Source organism: Arachnia propionica (assembly GCF_003932785.1).
GTDB classification, from domain to species: Bacteria; Actinomycetota; Actinomycetes; order Propionibacteriales; family Propionibacteriaceae; genus Arachnia; species Arachnia propionica_B.
On the sequence record NZ_RQYT01000030.1, the window covers coordinates 42,861 to 64,392 of the forward strand.

A 21,532-nucleotide genomic window follows, 5' to 3' on the forward strand; every position below is an offset into this window, starting at 1 on the left:
GTTCACACTCCCCAAAGAGCGACGCCGAATCCGTCGCGACGGTCCTGTTCGTTGTCAGAGATGCTGCTCAGCCACAGGGCGGACAGCTCGTCGGGGCTGAGGGGCCGATCGAGCTGGATGAAATAGACGCTCCCGGACGGAGCCAGACGTCGTGCCGGTTTGGGGGCGCGCGTCACATGGTCCCAGCCGCTGACAGTCTCGGGGCTGCCGACGGCGGCAGCGATGAGACGGGGGTTGGCGGCTGCCAGAGACGAATCCGTGAGCAGCCACTGGGGTCGCCAGCCCTGGTTGAAGGCTGCTGGGCTCGTCAGGAGGCAGCGCAGCGTGGTTGCCTGCAGGAGGGCGTCCCGCAGCTCCGCATCCGGTTGTGGCAGGTGACCATCCAGCGGCCCCAGGATCACGGGCCGGGACTCGCCGCCGAAACGGGCGACCCCCGTCGGTTGCTCCGTGGCGGCCACGACGAGCTCGAACTGGGTCAGGTCGGTGGTGGAGCGGCCATCTTCCCAGGCCCGGAACTCCACCGTGAAGAGCATCCCGTCCGCCACCGCCCGTCGTTTCGGGTCGATGGCCACCTGAACCCGCTCATCCACCGGAGGCGACGGGGCCATCGAGGGGATCACGGTCTCGCCCCTCAGCCAGCGCAGCACATCCGACCAGCGCCACATGTCGTACCCGGGGAGGGGCTTGCCCCGCGAGTCATCGGCAAGGACGGCCAGGCCCGTGGGAAGGTTGGTGCCCTCGCCCTCGTCGAGAGGGCAGGGGGCGAGCTTCGCGGTCCGGAGCGAGTCGCCGTCGCAGTGGACGACGGCGTCCCTCGGGGCGGGCAGAAGGTACTCGCGCGTGTCCCCGTGAAGGATCCTCAACCCGTGAAAACCCACGGAGATGCCTCGCGCCCGTTCAGGGACTCCCGGTTGCGACCAGTCCCAGCCGTGCTGATCGCCATGGGCGGTGCGAATGAGCCCTGCCACCACCGAGGGGGGCGGCACGACGGGGCCGCGCGCGCGGCTCTCGTCCGAGTCGGCAGAAAACGGTCTGCCGTCCCGAAACAGCAGCGGTGTGAGACTGGTGACCTTGGTCAGCTTCATCCATCCCCCTCCTTCTCCTCAACGGTCCCGGCAAGGAACCGGGCCATGGTCAACTCCTCCGCGATCTGGCTGAGGGCCTCCGCCGGGTTTCCTCCGGCCCCCAAGGAGTCGCGGATGAACTGGATCAGCGCGGTCTTGGCGTCGTCGCTGTCCTCGGTGCGTTCGATCTTGCGGTTGATGACCCGTTCGGCCTCCCCGGCCAGGGCGGCCGCGGGAAGGTTGGAGGGCCAGCCGATGGCGAGCTGATGCAGTTCGTAGGGCAGGCCCGCCGGAAGATGCTGCTCCGCGAAGTGACGCTGCCAGTCGTCGAGCCGGAGCTCCGCCCAACGGCGGACGATGCTGCGCGGGAACCCACCGCGGGTGTGGATGGCCACACAGATCGCGTCACGTTGACGCTTGGCCTCCTGCTCGGCCCGGCGCGCCCGGGCCAGCCCTGTGCTGAGGGGTTCCTTGTAGTGGACGACGGCGACCCCAGCGGACAGGGTCGATTCGCCGCCCAGCGTCGCCGTGAACTCATGCGCCAACTCCTGGGTCACGGACAGCGCCGTCGTCACGGGCAGGAACGCCATCACATCGTCACCACCGCAGTACACCGGCTGGCCGGAGACGCGGAGCTTCCTGCGGGCCGAATCAGCGAACGCGTCCAGGTTCCTGCCAACGCTTCGATGGCGATCAACGCCGTCCGGGGACGCGGCGAGACGTTCCAGCAGCTGCCCCATGCGGTCGCCGTCGGCCACGACGATCGCGAAGTAGGCGTGGTCCGGCGGGGTGGCGTCATCGTCAGGGTCGCCACTGCCCGTGGGGGAGTCGACGGCGTCTGGATCCTTGGCACGCTGTGCGAGGGCTCGAGTGCTGAGCACCTTGTCCCCCTCCGTGACGCCCTTGATGCGTTTGAGCAGGGAGATGGCGTCCAGGGACTCGGTCCGCTTCAGGAACAACGGCCCCTTGGTCAGTGCCTGGGCGTGCTCCGTGCCGTGGCGACGGATCGTCGGGAGGGAGGGATCCAGCGGTGACTTCGGCAGTCCCGCATCATCCCCCGTGGCGGGTGTGAAGTCCCGGGTGGCCTTGCGGCCCCGCAACAGGAGTTCCACCCGTTCCCGTGCGGCTCCGTACTCCGCGCGGGAGGCGACAGGAACCCAGGCCCCCATCACCGTGAGGAAGTCGCGGATCTGGCGATCGCCCCGCTCGAGGTCCAGGGCCCGCCGCTGGGAATCATTGAGTCTGCCCGTGTAGGTGCGCCAGCACTGGATGAGATGGTCGCGGGCGGCGTTCTCGGCCCTCGCCACGGCTGCGGCGGGATCACCGGCGACGAAGGTCAGGATGCGGTTGGCTCCGCCACCGTCAGGATCCCGGGGGAAGACGCGGTCGGCGTCGTCGAAAGTTGCGGCGGCTGCCCCGACGACCTCGAGCAGGAGCTGCGAGCCCGCCCACAGATCGGCGGTCCGGCGGGCCGCGGCGATGAACTCCTGCACCGGGCCGATGTGAATGGCCAGTAGATGCTCAGTCATGGAACTCTCCAATCGTGACCCGGCGGAGTCCCTCGGCGGCTGTCAGGCCACGCCACACCTGGTCGATCCGGTGACGGCTGCCTCCGGGTGCCCTGAACTGGAAGGCGACGGGCCAGAAGGTCTGCCTCTCGGGGGCGGTGGCGCGCGGGTCGGCGACGGCCTTCACGACGACGGGAGAGGCCAGGCGGCCCCGCGGTTTCGGGCCGCGGCGTTCCTGGGCCTTGAACTTGTCCAGGATCCAGAACCACGCCTTCTCGCTGCTGGCTTGGGCCGGGCCGACGAGCCAGGTGGCGGGGAGCATGGAGTACCGGTGGGTGTGAGGGGCATCCTCGGGAAGCCCGAAGAGTGCGCGCTCCTCGTGGTACTGGCGCAGGGAGCCGAAGCCTCGACGGGTGCGTCGTCCGACTCCCCCGAGAAGGGTCCATGCCCGGATGGCCGGGGCGACGTCGCGTTGCCACAGGTCGTCGTCGCAGGTGGCGGTCACCTTGAAGGGGAACCGAGACACCCCCTCCACCAAAGCTCTCCCTCGATCGAACACTCCGTAGCCGCCGTAGGCCACACCCTCCTCGGCTGCCAGATGTCTCAAGTCCTTGTCAGATAGCTTTGGGGCGGGTCTCAGTGGCTCGACCGTGATGTCCACCCTGGAGGGGGAACCATGTTCGGAGGCGGCGCTGCCCCAGATGTGGGACTCCGCCTTGAACAATGCGGGAAGGGAACCGAAGCAGCCACCGTTGAGGGCCCGCCACCAGAACCGCAGATGGCCACGCACGGTACGGGCGGACACGGGTTGCGCCAGGTCCACCTCCGCCGGACGTGCTGACCCGCCGAACATGGGTGTGATGGTGGAGAGCAGGACCTCGTGCTCCCGAGCTTTGTGGCCGGATACCACGGCTTCGGGCCTGAGATCCGGGGGAGCGGCGCTGGGCGGCTTCCTTGGCATGTTCACTCCTTCGCGGCTGGACGTTGCGTTCGCACCTTACTGACGGACAGCCGATCAGGTGTCTCTGGTGAGGGTCCGAAGGTCTGGGAGAATGTCGTGATGGAAACGGTGACCGGTGGCGGAGGTGATCCGGACCGCCTCCACGCCTGCATGGCCGAGTGCCTGAAGCGCAGGAACGAGCTTCAGGCGCTGCAGGACCTGGACGTCGCCCTGGGGGAGCTGGATCGGGAGCGATTCCCGGGTGTCTGGGCAGCCGGGAAGCTTGTGAGCGTCCAGGTCAGGGTGAGGATGCGCAGGCAGTGGCCGGGCCCGGCCGTCCGGGAACTGGTCGAGGTGTTCGATCATGCCGACGGGACCGTCTGGTGGTTCGGCGAGCACATCCCCTCCACCGAGCTGCAGGAGAAGGTCCTCGATGAGGTGTGGGACATCGTGCTCAACAACGGCGTCCTGCAACTCCACGACGCCGACCGGGGCATGCCCAGCTGCATCACGGAAGCAGCGGATCTCCTCGAGCGAGGCGTGGCGCTCGCCGAGGCGGCGGGGGACCGCGCCAAGGTCGTGGAGAGCACGATCCGGCTCAGCAGCGCCCGTATCGCCCGCGGCCGGACGGAGGAGGGACTGGGGCTTGCGGCACAGGCCCGCCGGGAGGCCGAAACCCTCGGCGATGCCCGACTCCTGTGTCGCGCCCGGCTCCCCCTCATCGTTGCGGCCCTCCACCACCGTGACCGCAACCAGACCCTCGCCCTCCTCGAAGAACTCCTCCGGGCAAGCAGGAGAGCAGGCGACAAGCAGATGCTGACCTGGGCACGACAGCAGCTCCGGGACATCCGCGCCGCGCAGAGGTACGCCAGACGAGCACGCCGCCAAGGTTGGCGACACCCCGGAGCAGGGGTGGCAACGAGATGACGAAAAACAGCCTCAGGTGTGCATGCGGTCTGACAAGGCAAAACGCTCGATTTCGGCCCTCCGGGCCCCTCCGCGACACGCCCGAGACGGGTCAAGTGTGCAACGGCCCCGCAAACCCCCTTGTCACCCGGCCCTCCAGAGGGGTAGGGTCTGAAACACCCGCGAACCTTCAAGCGGATTGAAACGTGAGGACGCCCCACGAGGGGGCGCTGGCGCTGGGTCTGAAACACCCGCGAACCTTCAAGCGGATTGAAACCCGTCTCGGTCATCACTGCACCTCCCGGGCGTCAAGTCTGAAACACCCGCGAACCTTCAAGCGGATTGAAACCAAGTAGACGGCCAGCCACGTTCCCATGGCGGGTCTGAAACACCCGCGAACCTTCAAGCGGATTGAAACGGATACGATGTAAAGGATCCCCTCCTCCTCCGGTCTGAAACACCCGCGAACCTTCAAGCGGATTGAAACTGAAAATCGGTTCCAGATTCTCGAACTGCTCAAGTCTGAAACACCCGCGAACCTTCAAGCGGATTGAAACCCTCCCCGCTTGAGGGGATGCGTAGTTGCATCCCCGTCTGAAACACCCGCGAACCTTCAAGCGGATTGAAACGACCACCAGGACCCGTCCATCCGAGCGCTCATGCTCCGGTCTGAAACACCCGCGAACCTTCAAGCGGATTGAAACCCTGCGAAGCAGAGACCGATAATGAAGCCGGTAGCGAGTCTGAAACACCCGCGAACCTTTCCCTGCTGGTCGAGCCGGACCGCGGGCGTCAGCGAGCTGTCCGTGTCGAGACCTGGTGGGGGTTTCGGCGGATGGTTGCGGGGGTCTCGACTCGAGGCCTCCGGCCTCGGCTCGACCAGCGGTTAGCGGATTGAAATGGGACGCCGTAGGCCAGCTCGATGCGCTTCACGATGTCTGAAACACCCGCGAGCCTGCTCCCTCTGTTGGTCGGGTTGTCCGTGTCGAGACCTGGTGAGGTTGTCGGTGGATGGTTGCGGGGGTCTCGACTCGAGGCCTTCGGCCTCGGCTCGACCAGCGGGGAGGTGGTGGTCGAGCCGAGTGTTGAGCGTGAGTGAGCCGTCCGTGTCGAGACCTGGTGAGGTTTCCAGCGGATGTTCGTGGAGGTCTCGACTCGAGGCCTCTGCCTCGGCTCGACCGGCGGGGCATGCGGTGCGCGTTTCGGATGACCGGGGTGACTGCTTGTCAGGGCCGAGCTGAGAGGATGAACTGTGGGCAGCAGCGACACATCGAAGGACCGGGGGGCGGGTTGGTCGTTCCTGGTCGAGGAGATCAGGTACCTCGGACGGACGATCCTTTCCGGGCGCGACCTGGACGGGACCCCGTTGACGTTTCGAGGACGGATGCGCCGGGTATCGACCCGCGTTCGGAACTTCCGTCTGTTCGGGGGCGTCAAGAGTACCCGGTGGGCCTGGGCGATCCTCGGCCTGTTCTTTTTCGTCGTTCTCACCATCGTCCTGGTCCTCGACTTCACCTGGGCGCCCTGGCTGCAGTTCCTCCTCGTGGGAGGCCTGTTGGTCTCCGGAGGATGGGCGGCGATGTCCTGGCATCGGATCTGGGCCAGGCGGAGTCGCCACAGCGCCTTCTACATCCTCGGGGCGCTCTCGCTCTACGTCGTCGGTCTCGGTGGCTGGTTCATGCGCGACTGTCTGCCCGGCCGGATCCCGTTCGTCGCGCAGGTCTACCACGCCCTGCTCCTGTTCACAGGACAGGCTGCCCCTGAGAGCTGTCATCCGGTACCCCTTGGGCTTCAGGTCGCCGAACTGGGTGGCCTCATCGTGCTTTTCGCCACCGTCCTCGCCGTCATCAATGAGATCAGCTCTGGCCCCATCGCCCGGTGGCGCGCCAGCCTCGCCTCCCGCGTCATCCTCGTCACCGGCCTCAGCGACGACACCCTGCCCGTCATCCGCGCCCTCACCGAGGATCCCGACCGCTCCCTCATCGTCGTCGTCGAACCCAACCCCGACCACCCACTCAGCCACCAGGTCCGACGCTACGGAGCCCGCGTCATCAAGGGAGAGATCTCCACCCGAACCGCGGAGCAGCGCTGGCTCAAGGGCATGTGCACGGCTTGGGGCAGACACGTCTCGTTGCGGCGCGCCTACCTCCTGTCCAGCGATGAACAGGCCAACCTCGAGGCCGCCAAGGTCATCCGCGACGTCCTCGCCGGTCTCGGCAGCGCCTACCACGACCCGCACCAGCCCCCGACAAGGCTCATCGTCCGCATCGACCGCTACCTTCCCGCCCACCACCACGCCGCCCAGCAGGCCACACACTGGCGGGTCGGGGGCGAGACCACCGGCAGGCACCGCAGCGACCTGCGCACCGGCCCCCACGTGTTCATCTCCACCCTGGGACGCACCCAGGTCATCGCCCACGCGCTGGCCGAGCACATCGCCACCGAGGGCACACCCACCCACGTCATGGTGGTCGGCGACTCCGACCTCTCCCGGGCATTCGCCGACGAATGGCGCCTGCAGCGCGACACCGCGGCCTTCCTACTGGACAGGACGACGCCGGAGCAGGAGCGGCGAGGCGACCTCGAACGACGGGCGGCGCTCCCCGATCTGGAGCGCGTCGCGGGTCTGCCCTCGACCGCCAAGCTGAGGGGCCGCTGCGAGGCGGGGAATCGCGTCAGCGTCCTCCTCGCCCACGAACCGGACGAGGCCGGACGATCCGAGCTCGAAACCCTGGCCACCGAACTGAGAGGCCTCCGCGTCGATGTCTTCATCCCGACCCGAGGTGTGCGGGGACTGGCACGCATCCCCTTGATGGGGTGCCTGCGCCCCTTCGGCCCCAGTCTGGGCGGCGACCCCGTCGGGCCCACGGAACCCGGGGAATCCACCCAGCCCACCCCACTCCAGGGCGTCCCCCAGGACTCCTGGTTCCGGGCCGCGAAACTCGCAGCCGACTCCTACGCCGTCAACGGAAAGCCGAGCACCTGGTATGACGCGGTCCCCACCGAGCGGGACAGCAACTTCCGGGCCGCCTGGAGCCTCCTCACCTGGCTGGCCGAACTCGGCTACACCTGGTCCGCGACCCGTCCGAAGGAGCCCAATCCCCCCAGCGACGACCTCCTGGGCCTGCTCATCCCACTCGAACACCGAGCGTGGATGGCCTTCAAGCACGACACCGGGTGGCGCGGCGTCCACGCGGCGACCAATGACAAGAAGCGTCGACTCAACCGGCTGCTGCATCCCCTCGACGAACTCGAAGAGGAACGTCGTGAAACAGCCGCCCAGGGCACCCTGCACAACCTGAAGAGCCTCATGGAGATCTTCGAGATCTTCGGCTTCCACCCCGTCCCGCCGGCCGCGGCGCACGACCGCGCGTGGAGGTTCCGGCGGGTCGGAACCGTCCGGGTGATCCAAGAACTCGACACGACCCACACCTGGAAGGACGACGTCGGCAACACCCTGACCGCCCACCCCGGCGACCTGCTCATCGAAGGGGTCCAGCCCCCAACCGCCACACGCTCGATCACGGCCGAAAGCTTCCACGCCACCCACGAGGGAACCCCCGTCGTGGGGGAGTACCGCAGGGTCGGGACCGTCACCGCGCGGCTGGCCTTCCCGGGAGAGAAGGTGCACTCCCAGGAAGGGGAGCAGACCGCGGCCGAGGACTGCTGGGTCCTTCAGGACGCAGACGGCCACCAGTGGTTGACCACCTCGGCCGGGCTGCGACAGGGCTACGTCATCGAAGGGCCCTGCACCTCGTAGATCTCCAGCCCCGCATCCGCAAGCATCCCGGGCAACGCCCCCATGATCATCACGTCGTAGCGCTGCACCTCCTCGCCGAGGTCATCCCACGGGATCGCCCACTGGTGGTCGCCGCGGCCGTTCCGGCGCTCGTGGATCGCCCAGCGGCGATGCTCGAGTTCCCCCAGCCGTTCCAGACGTGGGGTGAGATCCACCCCGCCATCAGCGGACGACCGCCGCCAGGCCAGCCCCTCGGCTGCATGGGCGACGGCACATCCGACGACCACCGCTCGGTTGTTCGCCTTCTCGAACTCGGACAAGCCACTCCACAGCTCCGAGGCGATCGGCGACTGCGACGCGTTCTCCGTCGCCACGCTGACCCCCATGTAGGTGGCGTGGACCTGCGGGGCGAGCAGCTCCACCAGCTCCGGGGTGAGCAGCGGCTTCTCGTCGGGGAGGCGACGCAGTGAGAACCCGGCCCGCACCGCCAGCACCGGCAGCCGGGCGACGCACTCCAGGGCGGTGAGTCGGGCCGCCGGGGTAGGGGCCACCCCCAGCACACCCAGCAGGGTGTCCGCCATCCCGGCCAGCTCCGACGGGCTCGAGACCACCTGCTCCGTCGTCACGGGGGTCTCCCGGTGCAGCGTGATCCCACCCGCCCGCAGGATCGCGGGAGTCGCCGCCGAGGCCGCGATGAACCGGCCGCGCACCGCTTCGTCCTGCTCCTGCCACCGCGCCCGCCCCTCGGCCCCGAACCGGATCTCCGGGAACAGAGGCATCCCCGGTGCGGTCGCGGAGGCGTCCGGGGCGGACAGCCACGCAGCGTCATCGAACCACAGCCGGGCCAAACGGGCATGCGGGTCCTCGCCCTGCTCGGCCAGCCGGGCCCGAACCTCCGCGACGGTCACGACGCGCACCCCGGGCGGGGGCGGCCAGGTGATGTCTCCCGACAGCACCACCGCAACGCGTGCATCCGGGACGGCCTCGGCGACGGCTGAGGCCACCGCGAGTCCCTGACCCTCCAGCGAGGCCGCGACGTACACCGTCGGGCCCGTTCGGGTGCCGCGCTTCGGGCGCGGCGCAGGCCACTGCGCCACCAGCGACGTGACGGCCTCCACCACCGATGCGGCACGGAGCGGGACCGTGAGCCATGTCACCTCCGCATGCCCGACCCTCAGAGCAGCCTCCTTCGCCCAGGAGTCATCGGAGCCCAGACAGTGGATCGTGACCCGTTCCGTGGCGTCACCCCACCCCGAGGCGATCCCCTGCACCAGACGGCCAGCGACGGTGGAGTCGCCGACGACGATCGGCGGCGGCGCCACCCGCTCCACCGGCCGTGGCGGCAGCTCCACCAGCAGGTCGCGCACCAGGGTCGGAGCCCACGCCCTCGCGTCGACCCCTGGATGCCCCGACCACAGCCTTGCCACCTCCTCGTCCTCGAAGAACACCATCACCGGTTCGGCGGGGTGGTGGGACAGGCGTTCGGTGAGCAGCTGAGCCGTGTGGTCGTCGTTGTTGCCCCACAGCATCGTGGGCGCAGTGGCATGCTGTGACATGTATCCAGTGTTGCACTGCTCGACAAGGGGGAACACCATGACTGGCGGCCGACCGATGGTTCAGGTCATCGGGGACGGCATGAACGGGGACTGGCTGACCTGGTGCTGGAACCGCCCGGATGAGCCGATGCGGGTGCATCGCACATCGGGGCTCGCCGAGCCGCTCCGGAGATTCCACGCCGCGCTGCCCAGCGCCCACGTCGTCGCCCTGGAGGACCTTCGTCTGGACGGTCCGTTGAGGCGGTTCGATTCGGAGTACCGGGTGATGCGGGATCTTGCGCAGGCGCTCCTCCCCGCAGAGCTCGTCGAGCAGCTTCTTGCGGCATCCGAGAGGATCGACCTCAGGGTGATGCCCAGCCCACCCCTGGCTCGGATCCCGTGGGGACTGCTGCCCATCGACGGGGACCGCCGCCTCGTCGAGGTGGCCGACGTGTCGTGGATCGCGCCGATCCTGCCGCGGGACACAGCAGCCGATCCGCCGCCGCCACGGAACCACGCGAAGGGGGCGCCGCTGTACCTGCTCGACCCCATCGTCACCACGATGCAGCAACTCGTGTGGGACACCCTCACCCCCGCTGCGTGGGGAGCGCAGCGCCCCGGAGCAGTCCGGATGCCCCGTCTGAGCACCGACCTGGCTTTCCTGGCAGGCCTGAACGACGACATCTCGCGGATCTTCCTCGTCGGTCACGCCAGCCGTACCTCCGAGCGCCCCGGTGAGGTGGACTTCCTCATCGGCCAGGGTCGGCTCAGCGCCGCCGACCTGCTCCTCAGGGACGTGAAGGTCCCGCCGAGGGCCGCGATCGTCGCCTGCGCCTCCGGAACCGACCTGGAGGATTCCGAACCCCTCGGTCTCGCCACGGGGTTGCTGCTGCGCGGTGCCGACACCGTCCAGGCCACTCTGTGGCCGCTGCCCACCGATCATGCCCTGGCCCAGCGTGACGCAGCGGGAGGCTTCCTCGAACTGGTGGGCGCCTTCGACGAGGCGCAGGAGTCCGACGATCCCACTGCGGCGCTGTGCCAGTACCAGGTGAAGCGTCTCCGGGCATGGCGGGAGAAGCCAATGCTGCGGAACTCGCCGATCGTGTGGGGCGCCGCCATGACCCTCATCGCCCCACGGGAACGTCACCTCAGCTCTGCCGAGTCGACCCTCACAGCAGACGACATCGCCCGGGACCACCAAGGACCGAGACCGTCCCATTGATGTGGTGCAGCCTCGGAACGGGAGCCAGGGGGATCGTCGTCACCGTGTCGGTGGCGGCCTCGACCTCACCGACCGTCTGCGCCGAAACCACCCCCGAGAGCCGTGAGTGGATGATGAGCTCGGCCGCGATCTCATCGCGGCCCAACGCCTTGGCCAGGTCGATGGCCGTCGCGTGAGGAGGACTCTCCACCTGTCGCTGCCACTCGGCCCGATGGGATCGATGCCTCATGGAGTAGCGTTCACGGTTGAGCCCTGAGATGGCTGCCAGGAGGAGATCCAGCGCCTCCTCCTTCTCCGTGGCCGTCTCGGACAGCAGCCTTCCGAGCGCAGCCTGACAGCTGGCCCGCCACAGCTGCGTTCCCTCCAGGTAGTCCAGCCGAGCCAGGGCTCGTCGCAGCAGTCGTTCCGCCGTCGCCCTCACCCCGGAAGAGCCTGAGGCGAGGAGGGACCCCGCCTCGACCAGCGCGAGCGCCTCCGTCCGCTCCCCGCCGGGAACACCCTGCAACGCCATGAGGGCGCCTTCCAGGATCACGGCGTGCTCCACCCCGAGGCAGGGCAGGGCCCGGAACTCCCGAATGAGGTCCATCACCGAGCCCTGTCGTGGTTGCGGCGACGTCAGGGTGATCGGGGCTGACTCCCCGAGGCGGGTGACGGGTTGGGCCGGTGGGGGCGCATCGGGGATCTTGAGTTCAACCGCCCGCTGCCGCTCCCGCTGGGCGTGCGAGCCCAGACGCCAGTCGTCGAAGCAGGAGGCACGCAGCAGGTGCAGCCGAGCACGAAGGCGATCGAGGCCGGAACCCCGGTCGATGAGCTCTTCAGCGTCGTCCAAGGTCTCCAAGGCGTCAGCGATGTGCCCGTAACGTCGTTCATGTTCCGCCCGCGCCAGTAGGAGGACCAACCGACGTCGGGGCCACATCCGGGTGGGATCGGTGTCGCCCAGGACCTTCTGGGCATCCAGGACCTGCCCGATCCGGCTGAACGCCAGGAGCAGGAGCGCCGGGGTGGCGTCGGCACCCGGTGCGGATCTCGTCCGCTGCTCCTCGGCCACCGAGTTGAGCAGCGCCGGAACGGCCTCGAACAGTGCCGACCGTTTCAGGGCCGCCTCGCCCTGCAGCCGCCACGCCCAGGCGGCCACTGCGGGGTCGGCCCGGCTGCCCGGTGCCGTGAGGGGGTCGACGAGGCCGCGGCAGGTGGCCTCGTCGCCGAGGGCCAGGTGTGCGCTGGCCACCGCCAGCTCGGCGATGGGTCGCCACTGCGCCGGACAGGTTGGCAGGGAAGCCAGATGAAGACCCTGTCGGGCCGCGTCGAGTGAGCGACGGAAGTCGTCACCGAGTCCCCGGTGACGCAGCACGCGAGCGAGTCGGATGTGACGGGCGACACGGACCTCGATCGACGCTCCGGAAAGGCTGAGCAGCTGGGCCGAGGCCCACGAGACCGCCTCGTCGAGGTGGCCCCGGCGATCAGCGTCGATGATGTCCTGGTCGTTCACCACCGGCCGTCCCGGTCACACCCCCAGCCCGGCGAACAGGTCGTCGGCCGGGCCGCCCTCGGGGAACGGGACCCCGGCTGCGAACCGGTAGGCCTCGCCGGAGCCCTCCACCGTGCGGATGAAGGAGAACGCCTGCCACAGCGGGGAATCGACATCCACCTGGCTGCGGTGCGCGGCGAGGGCCTGGAAACATTTCTCCTCACGCCCCGTGTACGGGATGACCGCGGCGACCTGCGACGGGTCCAGGTTGAGGCGACGCTCCAACGTCTCCTTGTCCCAGCCGTCGAACATCGTCAACCCCTCCTCCTCGGCGCGTTCGAAAGCCCGGGTCCATGCCGTCGGATTGTGGGTGATCCACAGCACCCGCGACACCTGCCACGGCTCTCCGAGATCCGGACGGTGGAAGGGGATGGCCGCCAGCTGCGAGGCGTACATCGTCACCCGGTGGGCCTGGATGTGGTCGGGATGACCGTAGTTGCCGAAGGGGTCGTAGGTGGCGACGACCTGGGGGCGACGGTCCCGGAGCAGTGCCACCAGGTGGTTCGCGGCCTCCTGCAGGTCCGCGGTCCAGAACGACGACTCCGGAGGTTCCGGCACCGGGATCACGTTGCCGTGCTCATCGGTGGTCATGCCGGAGTCGTGGTAGCGGCCCCGCCCGCCAAGCCACTGGTGGTCGGTCACGCCCAGGATCTGCATCGCCTCCGCGACCTCGGTGAACCGGTGTTCGCCCAGCTGGGCAGGGGAGTAGTGGGCCAGCTCCGGCATCTGGATCTCGCCGAGCTCCCCCAGGGTGCAGGTCACCAGGGTCACCTGGGCCCCCTCATCCACGTACCGGGACAGGGTGGCCGGGGACTGCGACGACTCATCGTCAGGATGGGCATGGACAAGCATCAGACGCCGTTCACTCACAACGACCCAGTCTAGAGGGCACACGGTAGCCTCACACCATGGATGCGGACGAGAGCCTCAGGGACACCGACGGGCTCCGCGGCACCGCCGAGGAACTGACCGAACTCATCGACGCCCTCATCTCGCGGCACCCCGACCGTGACGGCGCCAGCTGGCTTCGCGCCCTCCACCCATTCGTCGAGGCCGCAGGCCCCGAGCCGCCGGGCCGGGCGATGCTGTCCCTGCTGGAGTCCTCCCTCAGCGCCGAGGCCCCGCCGCTGGACGAGTCGTGGCTGCACATCACCGACCCGCCCACCGAGTTCGACGGTCACGCCGCCACCCTCGCGATGATCCGATTCGCAGCCGCCGACCTGCACCGCCTCGCCGAGGCCGGGCAACTGGACGCGGTCTGGCTCGGGGTGTCCTCACCCACCGGCCACCGTTGGTACAACGCCACCGCCCACTCCCTCCTGGAATGCGGAGCCAGCGCCATCGAGGACCACGACCTCCCGGTCACCTGGGACTGGTCCCTCCTGGCGACCCTCCTGGACCTCGGCCGCAGCTACGAGTAGCCGTCCCCCAGCGGGCTGATGCGCTGCGCGACGGGGTTGCCGCCGACGTAGGCTGGCTGGATGTCGGATGTGATTCGGGTGACCAAGATCCACCACGCCTGCCTCCTCGTCGAGGACGACGCGACGCGGCTCCTCGTCGACCCCGGCGAACTCGGCGACGCTCCCGATCTCAGCGGTGTTGATGCCGTGCTCATCACCCACCAGCACTACGACCACATGTCGACGACGGTGGTGCGCTCCGCCCTCGACGCCGGGATCCCCGTCTGGGCCCCGTCGGACGCCTGCCAGGCCCTGGGCCGGGGAAGCGGCCTCCATGAGACAGTGGCCGGAGCCACGTTCACCGTGAACACGCTGCAGGTGGACGTGACCGGCGACCTTCACGCCGAGGTGCATCCCGTGATCCCCGGCCCGCAGAATCGCGCCTACCTCATCGCGGAGACGGTCTTCGTCACCGGCGACGACCACCCCGACCCACCCGGACCGGTCACGGTCCTGGCGACCCCCGTCGATGCCCCCTGGCTGCGGGCGACGGATCTGATCCGTTACATCGACCGGCTCCGACCCACCGGGGTGCTCGCCATCCACGACGGATTGCTCAACGAGGCCGGGCTGGTCGTGGCACGTCGAATCGCCGCGTCGCTGGAACGCAATGGTGCAGGATGGTCGAAGGTCGTGGCTGACGGTGAGAGCATCACCATTGAACCTCCGCAGCTCCCGACCATCATCGAGGTCGGGTAGGTCCCGTCGGCCGATCCGCACCGAGACCATGTCGAACACGTCTGGAGCACCCCATGAAGGAAAGATTGTATTGGCGGTACTCACGTACCGACCTGGTGCGCAACTGGGGGGTGAACCTCGCGCTGCTGGCCATCCTGGTCCTGAGTGCCTTCCTCATGGCCACCGGCACCATGGTGATGGAACGTCTTGTCGGCGGCATCAACAAGCTGTTCGACGAGGCCAAGCCGCCTCACTTCCTGCAGATGCACACCGGCACCCACGACCCGGCGGCGCTGGAACGATTCGCCGCCGCCCACCCAGAGATCGACTCGTGGCTGATCGAGGACATGATCGGTTACGACTCGGCGGCGCTGACCTGGTCCCGCCCCGCCACGGGCGAGTCCGGCAGCCTCGCGCAGAGTCTCATCGACAACCTCTTCGTCACCCAGAACGAGTCCTTCGACTTCCTGGTCGACGCCGAGGGAACGGTCGTCCAGCCGGCCGATGGGGAGGTCCTCGTCCCCGTCACCTACGAGTCCCGGTTCCACCTCAAGGAGGGGGACCAGCTCCACGTCCAGACCGACGGCGGCACGAAGACCTTCACCATCGCCGGTTTCGTGCGGGACTCCCAGATGGCCTCGTCGTTGTCGTCGGCGACCCGGTTCCTCATCTCGCCGGGGGACTTCACGGCCCTGACCGGGGCCGGGGGAGGCAGCCCCGAGATCATCGTGGAGTACCGCGTCAAGGACACCTCGCAGATCGGGCAGGTGCAGACCGCCTACGAGGCCGACGACTCGCTGCCCCGCAACGGTCAGGCCGTCACCTTCGACATGATCCGGCTCGTCAACGCCTTCAGCGACGGGCTGGTCGCCATCGCCCTGGTGTTCGCCAGCCTGCTGCTGGTGGTCATCGCCCTCATCAACCTCCGGTTCGTCATCAAGGGAACCATGGAGGACGAGGTGCGGCAGATCGGTGTCATGCGCGCCATCGGGTTGCCGACGAAGGCCATCACCGGCCTCTACCTCGGCAAGTACAGCCTGATGGCGTTGATCGCCTGCATCATCGGCGGCCTGCTGGGGGTCGTGGCCACCTCGTTCCTCTCCCAGGGCATCGTCAAGAACTACTCCAGCCCCGACACCGGGCCGGCGACGGTGCTGGTCCCCGTCATCGCCCTGGTGCTGGTGTACCTCCTGGTGGTCGGCATCTGCCGCGGCATCCTGCGCGGGGTGCGTCGGATCGAGGTGGTCGGTGCCCTGGTGCAGGGCAGCACCCTGGACGAGAGGCAGACCGCCAAGCGGGCCGCACGCCAGGCGCGGCAGGCACGTCGCGCCCAGCTGAGCCGAGGCCGCGGGCACATCACCCGACGCCTGTCGTGGATCGACCTGCGGGCCGAGCTCAGGCAGTGGCTGTTGATCCCGGCGGTGTTCTGCCTGACCGCCCTGCTCCTCATCCTGCCGATGAACCTGCTGACCACCTTCTCCAGCCCGAAGTTCGTCACCTACATGGGCGCTCCGCTCGCCGATGTGCGCGCCGACCTGCAGTTCTTCAATGAGGTCGGAGCGGTCAGGGAGAGCATGGTGGCCGCGATGGAGGCCGATCCGGAGCTCGACAACGTCCGGGTGCTCGGGAACGTGCTCCACGAGGCCAAGGGCGAGGAGGGCTGGGAGACCCTGCGCGTTGAGGTCGGTGACCACGCACGCGGCACCGTCGAGTTCCTCTCCGGGCAGCGCCCGGACGAGGGGCAGATCGCGCTGTCGGTGATGAATGCCAAGCACTACGGCGTGACGGTCGGCGACACCCTCCCGGTGCGACTGGCCGGCCAGGAGACCACCATCAAGGTCTCCGGCATCTACCAGGACGTCACCAGCGGCGGCCGGACCGCCAAGATGCAGGGCACCGCCCCGGAGGACGCCGTCAGCTACGTCATCTACGCCGACACCACCGGCGGCGCCGACCCCGCCGAGGTCAGCCGGAACTATGGCGAACGGTTCAGGCAGGCGAGTGTCGTGCCGATGCAGGAGTACGTGACCCAGACCCTGTCCGGGGTCACCAACGCGTTCCGCAGCGCCGCCTGGTTGTCCTTCATCTTCGGGCTGGTCGTGGCGGGACTCATCACCGGGTTGTTCCTCAAGCTTCGGCTGACCCGGGAACGACGCCGGATGGGGGTGCTGGCCGCGATCGGCTTCTCCCGGCGGGAACTCGTCTCGCAGGTGAGGTTCAAGACCCTGGTCACCGTCGCTGCCGGAACCCTGCTCGGCACCGTCATCGCGGCCACCCTCGGTGAGGCGGCGGTCGGCTCCCTCATCGCCGCATCCGGATTCGGACTGGCCAGTCTCCGCTTCATCACCCAACCGTGGGTCGTCCACCTCGGCTACCCCCTGATCCTCGTGGCGGTCGGACTTCTCGCCGCCGTCGTCGTCACCGCAGGGCTGCGCCGCGGTGAAACCAGCGAATGGCTCAACAGTTAGAGGGTGCGCGGTGAGGTGGGATCGTGATGAGGATCGTCATGGTGGCGTCCTGGCAAGGCGGACGACGTGGAGCGCACTGGATTGTGCGTTCGAGGAGGACAACGCAGTCAGGGGGTCACCGGGGCGACCGCAGTAGATTTTCCCTATCCGCGCACCCTCTCAGGAAACCCACATGTCTCAGATCACTCTTGAATGCACCGGTGTCACGAAGACCTACCGAAGCACCGATCCCCCGACCCAGGTCCTGCACGGCATCGACCTGACCGTCGCCGAGGGCGAGTTCGTCGTCATCATGGGGGCCTCGGGGTCGGGCAAGTCCACCCTGCTCTACAGCATCAGCGGCATGGACCGCCCCACGACCGGGACGGTCAGGTTGGAGGGGCGAGACCTCACCAGCCTGGGCGACCACGAGATGAGCCGGGTGCGGCTGACCCGGATGGGTTTCGTGTTCCAGCAGGCCTACTTCCTGCCGAACCTGAACATCCGCGACAACGTCCTGCTGCCCGCGCTCAAGGCGGCCCCGAAACAGAGTGCCCAGGTGGTGTCCCGCGTGGACGCCCTGCTGGACCGATTCGGGATCGGCCATGTCAAGCAGCACGGCATCACGGAGGTCTCCGGCGGCCAGCTGCAGCGGGCCTCGATCTGCCGTGCCCTGGCCGGGGAGCCGGCCATCGTGTTCGCCGACGAGCCCACCGGCGCCCTCAACAGCTCCATGACGCTCGAGGTGATGGATGCCCTGTCCGGCATCCACGCGGAGGGACGCACCATCGTGATGGTCACCCATGACCCGGCCTGCGCGGCCCGCGCGGACCGCGTCGTCTACCTGCGCGACGGTCGCCTGGTCGACCAACGATCGATGGGGCGCTGGATTCCCAGCGAGGCGGCCAGGCGTGAGGACGAACTCCTCACCTGGCTGCGCGGTCTCGGCTTCTGACCCACAGGCCTTCACGCGCCCGGTCACGGCAACGCGCCTGCAGCGTCGACGTCCTCCGATCCGACCGGGGTGGTCGTGGCACCGGGAGCGACCTGGTGCCACCAGTTCTCGTCGCGGTCGGCGGTCTCGATCGCGTCGACCATCGTGAGGACGTGCTGGACGAAACGTTCCGGCAGCCGGACATCGTGGTCCGTGACGTAATGGGCCAGCCCCTCGGGCCACCCGGGACCCGTCGACGGGCCGTCCCAGTAGCCGATCAGGATCAGCTCCGTTGGTGGTTCCATCTGCTCTCCGTGTGTCGGGGCGTCCGAGGGGCGGACAGGATCAGGTTACGCTGGGCGGCATCGTGGCACGCCCCAGGAGGACGCGATGACCAGCAGCAGCCAGCCCCTCGGCCGGTTCGGCGCTGTCGACGTGCACTACCACGACGAACGGGCGCGGGCGGCGCTCGTCGTGTGCGGGGACCGCGCGTTCTCGACGGTGCTCTCCGAGCACGTCGTCGACATCCCGTCGGTGGCCCCGTACGAGCCCGGCGCGCTCTACAAGCGCGAACTCCCGTGCATCCGCGCGGTGCTGGCCGATGCGCCGGAACTGGAACTCCTCGTCGTCGACGGGTACGCCACCTTGGACCCGGAGGGACGTCCCGGCCTCGGTGCCCACGCCGCCAAGGCGCTGGGAATGCCGGTCATCGGCGTCGCGAAGACGCCCTTCCGCACGGCGACCCACGCCGTCGAGGTCCTGCGCGGCGGTGCGACGCGGCCGCTGTTCATCACGACGGCCGGTGACATCACCGCTGCCGAGGCCGCCCAACTGGTGGCCGCCATGGCGGGGCCGTATCGGATCCCGGCGGCGTTGGCGAGGGTGGATCGACTGGCCAGGGGCCGGGTGCAACCCGAAACGGGGCTGAGCTGAGGGACTCCGAAGCTTCGTTATGTCATTTTAGTGGGTTATTGGGGCTGTAGGCCCAATAATCTTTAACTTTGACGTGCGGCATCCGCTTCTCGCCCCCGCGGAGGGTGCGTCACGCTACCCTGAGCCTCATGACTCAGGCGGTGGCGATCGGGCCTTCCAACTACGCGGGGCAGGCCACCGCGTGGGCACGTGCGGTGTCCCAGCAGCTGGGGATCGAGGCGTGGTCGTTCTCCGGCGTCCCCCTGCGCGGCGGCGGCTTCGACTTCGACGTCGACAAGGTGTTCTCCCGCATCGGGTTCCGGTTCTCCCTCGGCTGGAAGGCCCGCGCCCGACGGCTGTTCGACGGGGTGGGTCACATCGCCCTCGACGGCTTCAAGACCTTCGCCCGCTGGGACCGGCACGCGGAGCTTCCCGAGGACGCCAACCGGCTCGCCGACATGGGCTACACCATGGCCCTCATCGCCCACGGCTCCGATGTCCGTGACCCGCTCGCCCACCTCGCCCGCGACGACTGGTCCTACTTCAGCGTCGGCGACGAGAAGTGGCGCTCCACCATGATCCGGCAGACCGAACGCAACCGCGCCTTCGCGAAGGAGTGCGGCTGGCCCGTCTTCTACTCCACGCCCGACATGGCCTTCGACCTGCCCGACGCCACCTGGTTGCCCGTCGTCGTCGACATCGACGCGTGGGTCTCCACCACGCCCCTGCTGGAGCGGGAACGCCCCGTCGTCGTGCACATCCCGTCCCAGCGGACCCCACCCATCAAGGGCACCCAGTTCATCGACCCCGTGCTGCGGGAACTCCACGAGGAGGGGATCATCGAGTACGTGGCCCCCGCAGGTATGACCCACCACGAGCTGCAGCGCCTCGTCAAGGAGTCCGACGTCGTCGTCGACCAGCTGCTGTTCGGGTCCTACGGGGTGGCGGCCGTCGAGGCGATGGCCGCGGGCCGGGTGACGGTGGGGCGGATGAACGACGCCGTGAAGGGGCGGATGAGTGAGTGCCCGACGTTCCTCGAGGCAACCCCGGAGACACTGCGGGAGGTCGTCGCCTCGATCCGGGACCGGCGCGACGAACTGCGTCGGGTGGCTGAACGCAACCTCGAGTACGTGCGCACCTGGCACGACGGCCGGGTCTCGGCAGCCCGCCTGGAGCCGTGGATCAGGAGCTGAGGCTCACCAGGCGACGCGCTGCTCGAAGCGGGGCTCGACGGGCTGCTGCCTGCTGATCTGCTGCAACTCCTCGATGGTGATCTGCCCCTTGGCCCACTCGGCCTGGATCTGGCCGTGCTCAACGTGGATGATGCGGTCGCAGAAGCGGTGGAGCTCGTCCTCACGGCTGGTGAACAGGACCACACCGACACCACGGTCGGTGATGTCCTCCATCATGGAGATGAAGCGTTTCTGGGCGGACACGTCGAGGCCGTCGCTGGGCTGCACCATGACCATGACGTTGGCGTTCTTCTTCGCGAACTCCTGCATCTGCTGCCAGCGACGCTGCCCCGTCGACAACGGCCGGTTCAGCAGCGTGCTGATGCGGGCCTCCGCCTTGCGGAGCAGCGAGAGGATGGACGCGGTGTCCTCCACCATCTCCTCGTCCACCTCATCGTCGAGAATCGCCATGTTGCGGGCGGTGTGGGTGTCGCCCTCGGGATCGCTCATGCTGGTGAGGACGGCGATGCCCAGGCCCGGCAGGTCGCGCGGCGCGTCGAGACGCCCCGGCTGCCCCGCGACGGCGAGGTGTTCCAACGAGCCGGGACGACGTCCCAGCAGGGTGTGCTTGACGTCGTCGACGCCGGAGTCGCGTGAGCCGATGAAGCCGAGGATCTCGCCCCGGTTGAGCTGGAAGGACAGCGATGAGCCGCTCGAGGCGAGTCCTCGCACGTCGAGGATCCGGTCATCCGTGGTGTGAGAGGCCGCCTCGGTCAGGCGCACCGCGGAGCCGAACATCGCCTCGGTGAGCTGCTCGACGGTCGTCTCGGCCGAGATGAAGGTGGCGATGACCTTGCCGTTGCGCACCACCGCGATCCGGTGACAGACCTGGAGGGCCTCCTCCAGCTGGTGGGTGATGTAGATGACGCCACGGGAGGCACGCACCGTCAGGTTGAGGGCGTAGCGCAGCTCCTCGATCTCGCGGGCGTTGAGGCCGGTGCTGAGCTCATCCATGACGATGAGGTCACGCGGGTCCGCGAGCATCCGCACGACCTCCGTCATGCGTCGTTCCGACGGCGTGAGGTCGGCGAGGCGGACGGTGGGTCGCAGTTCGATGCCGGTCTCGGCCAGCACCTGGCGGACCCGGTGCATCTGCTCGACGAAGGAATGCGTGCCGCTGTCGTGGCGGAACATGACCTCGGCGACGGTCATGTTGGGGTCGGCCATGTGCTCCGGGTCGATGAGCATGACCCGGGACGGGTCCATCGGCCCGCCTTCGAGGGAGAGCGTGCCCCAGTCGGCGGGGGTCTGACCCGCGATGATGGAGGCGGTGGTGGACTTCCCGACCCCGTTGGGGCCGACGACACCGAGCACCTCGCCCCGTGCCACGTCAAGGTTGATCCCCTCGAGGACGGGGCGGCCCCCAAAGGCCTTGCGCAGATCGCGAACAGTCAAAAGTGGCACAGTCATCTCGCTCAATTCAGGCC

General features: G+C 68.5%; 17 protein-coding genes and 1 CRISPR repeat array. Of the genes, 9 read left to right on the forward strand and 8 right to left on the reverse strand.

What is annotated here, in order from left to right; genetic code table 11:
* Window positions 1-2: 2 nt before the first annotated feature.
* From EII35_RS11290 to cmr1, 3 genes are read right to left on the reverse strand one after another with little or no spacing between them, the layout of a single operon-like run.
* A complete protein-coding gene (locus EII35_RS11290; protein WP_125228572.1) occupies window positions 3-1,085 on the reverse strand; it encodes a type III-B CRISPR module-associated Cmr3 family protein in 1,083 nt (360 codons plus the stop codon).
* Complete coding sequence (cas10, locus tag EII35_RS11295; RefSeq protein WP_125228573.1) at window positions 1,082-2,593, reverse strand: type III-B CRISPR-associated protein Cas10/Cmr2; 1,512 nt, start codon at window positions 2,591-2,593, stop codon at window positions 1,082-1,084. The genes EII35_RS11290 and cas10 overlap by 4 nt, the downstream gene beginning before the upstream one ends.
* On the reverse strand, window positions 2,586-3,533 hold the full coding sequence (cmr1, locus tag EII35_RS11300) for a type III-B CRISPR module RAMP protein Cmr1 (RefSeq protein WP_125228574.1): 948 nt from the start codon (window positions 3,531-3,533) through the stop codon (window positions 2,586-2,588). Before cmr1 ends, cas10 begins: the two co-directional genes overlap by 8 nt.
* 99 nt (window positions 3,534-3,632) lie before the next feature.
* Here cmr1 and EII35_RS11305 point away from each other — a divergent pair, with 99 nt between their 5' ends.
* Complete coding sequence (locus EII35_RS11305; RefSeq protein ID WP_125228575.1) at window positions 3,633-4,439, forward strand: hypothetical protein; 807 nt, start codon at window positions 3,633-3,635, stop codon at window positions 4,437-4,439.
* 148 nt (window positions 4,440-4,587) lie between these two features.
* Window positions 4,588-5,122: a CRISPR direct-repeat array (repeat unit 37 nt; unit sequence GTCTGAAACACCCGCGAACCTTCAAGCGGATTGAAAC).
* 548 nt (window positions 5,123-5,670) lie between these two features.
* Window positions 5,671-8,178, forward strand: coding sequence for a phage holin family protein (locus tag EII35_RS11310; protein ID WP_125228576.1), 2,508 nt, complete (start codon window positions 5,671-5,673; stop codon window positions 8,176-8,178).
* On the opposite strand, the gene EII35_RS11315 is transcribed toward EII35_RS11310, so the two are convergent.
* Window positions 8,148-9,713, reverse strand: coding sequence for a hypothetical protein (locus EII35_RS11315; protein ID WP_125228577.1), 1,566 nt, complete (start codon window positions 9,711-9,713; stop codon window positions 8,148-8,150). The two genes, EII35_RS11310 and EII35_RS11315, sit on opposite strands and share 31 nt — an antisense overlap.
* A gap of 37 nt (window positions 9,714-9,750) precedes the next feature.
* Between EII35_RS11315 and EII35_RS11320 the strand changes: the two genes are divergently transcribed.
* Window positions 9,751-10,914 carry a CHAT domain-containing protein gene (locus EII35_RS11320; protein ID WP_185744294.1) on the forward strand — a complete coding sequence of 388 codons (1,164 nt, stop codon included), beginning with the start codon at window positions 9,751-9,753 and terminating at the stop codon, window positions 10,912-10,914.
* Here the strand turns inward: EII35_RS11320 and EII35_RS11325 are convergent.
* Window positions 10,862-12,406: a hypothetical protein gene (locus tag EII35_RS11325; RefSeq protein WP_125228579.1), complete on the reverse strand. Its 1,545-nt coding sequence runs from the start codon at window positions 12,404-12,406 to the stop codon at window positions 10,862-10,864. The genes EII35_RS11320 and EII35_RS11325 overlap by 53 nt on opposite strands.
* A 12-nt stretch (window positions 12,407-12,418) precedes the next feature.
* A complete protein-coding gene (mshB, locus tag EII35_RS11330) occupies window positions 12,419-13,312 on the reverse strand; it encodes an N-acetyl-1-D-myo-inositol-2-amino-2-deoxy-alpha-D-glucopyranoside deacetylase (protein WP_125228580.1) in 894 nt (297 codons plus the stop codon).
* A gap of 38 nt (window positions 13,313-13,350) precedes the next feature.
* Between mshB and EII35_RS11335 the strand changes: the two genes are divergently transcribed.
* The 4 genes from EII35_RS11335 to EII35_RS11350 all read left to right on the forward strand — a co-directional run bounded on the left by EII35_RS11335 (window position 13,351) and on the right by EII35_RS11350 (window position 17,982).
* Entirely contained in the window at window positions 13,351-13,863 is a 513-nt protein-coding gene (locus EII35_RS11335; RefSeq protein ID WP_125228581.1) for a hypothetical protein, read from the forward strand.
* Window positions 13,864-13,923: 60 nt separating this feature from the next.
* Window positions 13,924-14,601: an MBL fold metallo-hydrolase gene (locus EII35_RS11340; protein ID WP_125228582.1), complete on the forward strand. Its 678-nt coding sequence runs from the start codon at window positions 13,924-13,926 to the stop codon at window positions 14,599-14,601.
* 53 nt (window positions 14,602-14,654) lie between these two features.
* Window positions 14,655-17,048 (forward strand): ABC transporter permease, encoded by a 2,394-nt coding sequence (locus tag EII35_RS11345; protein ID WP_125228583.1) that lies wholly within the window; start codon window positions 14,655-14,657, stop codon window positions 17,046-17,048.
* A 172-nt stretch (window positions 17,049-17,220) separates the two neighbouring features.
* Complete coding sequence (locus EII35_RS11350) at window positions 17,221-17,982, forward strand: ABC transporter ATP-binding protein (protein ID WP_125228584.1); 762 nt, start codon at window positions 17,221-17,223, stop codon at window positions 17,980-17,982.
* A 23-nt stretch (window positions 17,983-18,005) separates the two neighbouring features.
* Here the strand turns inward: EII35_RS11350 and EII35_RS11355 are convergent, their stop codons facing one another.
* Window positions 18,006-18,266, reverse strand: coding sequence for a hypothetical protein (locus EII35_RS11355; protein ID WP_185744295.1), 261 nt, complete (start codon window positions 18,264-18,266; stop codon window positions 18,006-18,008).
* A gap of 85 nt (window positions 18,267-18,351) precedes the next feature.
* Here EII35_RS11355 and EII35_RS11360 point away from each other — a divergent pair, with 85 nt between their 5' ends.
* Both EII35_RS11360 and EII35_RS11365 read left to right on the forward strand, forming a co-directional pair.
* Window positions 18,352-18,894 (forward strand): endonuclease V, encoded by a 543-nt coding sequence (locus EII35_RS11360; protein ID WP_125228585.1) that lies wholly within the window; start codon window positions 18,352-18,354, stop codon window positions 18,892-18,894.
* 128 nt (window positions 18,895-19,022) lie between these two features.
* Entirely contained in the window at window positions 19,023-20,066 is a 1,044-nt protein-coding gene (locus tag EII35_RS11365) for a hypothetical protein (protein WP_125228586.1), read from the forward strand.
* A gap of 3 nt (window positions 20,067-20,069) precedes the next feature.
* Here the strand turns inward: EII35_RS11365 and EII35_RS11370 are convergent, their stop codons facing one another.
* Complete coding sequence (locus tag EII35_RS11370; protein ID WP_125228587.1) at window positions 20,070-21,515, reverse strand: ATP-binding cassette domain-containing protein; 1,446 nt, start codon at window positions 21,513-21,515, stop codon at window positions 20,070-20,072.
* Between the last annotated feature and the right edge of the window lie 17 nt (window positions 21,516-21,532).

What these genes read in the sequence shown, in the direction of transcription:
- EII35_RS11290 (WP_125228572.1), bottom strand. Translation starts at nt 1,085, where the DNA reads ATGAAGCTGACCAAGGTCACCAGTCTCACACCGCTGCTGTTTCGGGAC.
- cas10 (WP_125228573.1), bottom strand. Translation starts at nt 2,593, where the DNA reads ATGACTGAGCATCTACTGGCCATTCACATCGGCCCGGTGCAGGAGTTC.
- cmr1 (WP_125228574.1), bottom strand. Translation starts at nt 3,533, where the DNA reads ATGCCAAGGAAGCCGCCCAGCGCCGCTCCCCCGGATCTCAGGCCCGAA.
- EII35_RS11305 (WP_125228575.1), top strand. Translation starts at nt 3,633, where the DNA reads ATGGAAACGGTGACCGGTGGCGGAGGTGATCCGGACCGCCTCCACGCC.
- EII35_RS11315 (WP_125228577.1), bottom strand. Translation starts at nt 9,713, where the DNA reads ATGTCACAGCATGCCACTGCGCCCACGATGCTGTGGGGCAACAACGAC.
- EII35_RS11320 (WP_185744294.1), top strand. Translation starts at nt 9,751, where the DNA reads ATGACTGGCGGCCGACCGATGGTTCAGGTCATCGGGGACGGCATGAAC.
- EII35_RS11335 (WP_125228581.1), top strand. Translation starts at nt 13,351, where the DNA reads ATGGATGCGGACGAGAGCCTCAGGGACACCGACGGGCTCCGCGGCACC.
- EII35_RS11340 (WP_125228582.1), top strand. Translation starts at nt 13,924, where the DNA reads ATGTCGGATGTGATTCGGGTGACCAAGATCCACCACGCCTGCCTCCTC.
- EII35_RS11345 (WP_125228583.1), top strand. Translation starts at nt 14,655, where the DNA reads ATGAAGGAAAGATTGTATTGGCGGTACTCACGTACCGACCTGGTGCGC.
- EII35_RS11350 (WP_125228584.1), top strand. Translation starts at nt 17,221, where the DNA reads ATGTCTCAGATCACTCTTGAATGCACCGGTGTCACGAAGACCTACCGA.
- EII35_RS11355 (WP_185744295.1), bottom strand. Translation starts at nt 18,266, where the DNA reads ATGGAACCACCAACGGAGCTGATCCTGATCGGCTACTGGGACGGCCCG.
- EII35_RS11360 (WP_125228585.1), top strand. Translation starts at nt 18,352, where the DNA reads ATGACCAGCAGCAGCCAGCCCCTCGGCCGGTTCGGCGCTGTCGACGTG.
- EII35_RS11365 (WP_125228586.1), top strand. Translation starts at nt 19,023, where the DNA reads ATGACTCAGGCGGTGGCGATCGGGCCTTCCAACTACGCGGGGCAGGCC.
- EII35_RS11370 (WP_125228587.1), bottom strand. Translation starts at nt 21,515, where the DNA reads ATGACTGTGCCACTTTTGACTGTTCGCGATCTGCGCAAGGCCTTTGGG.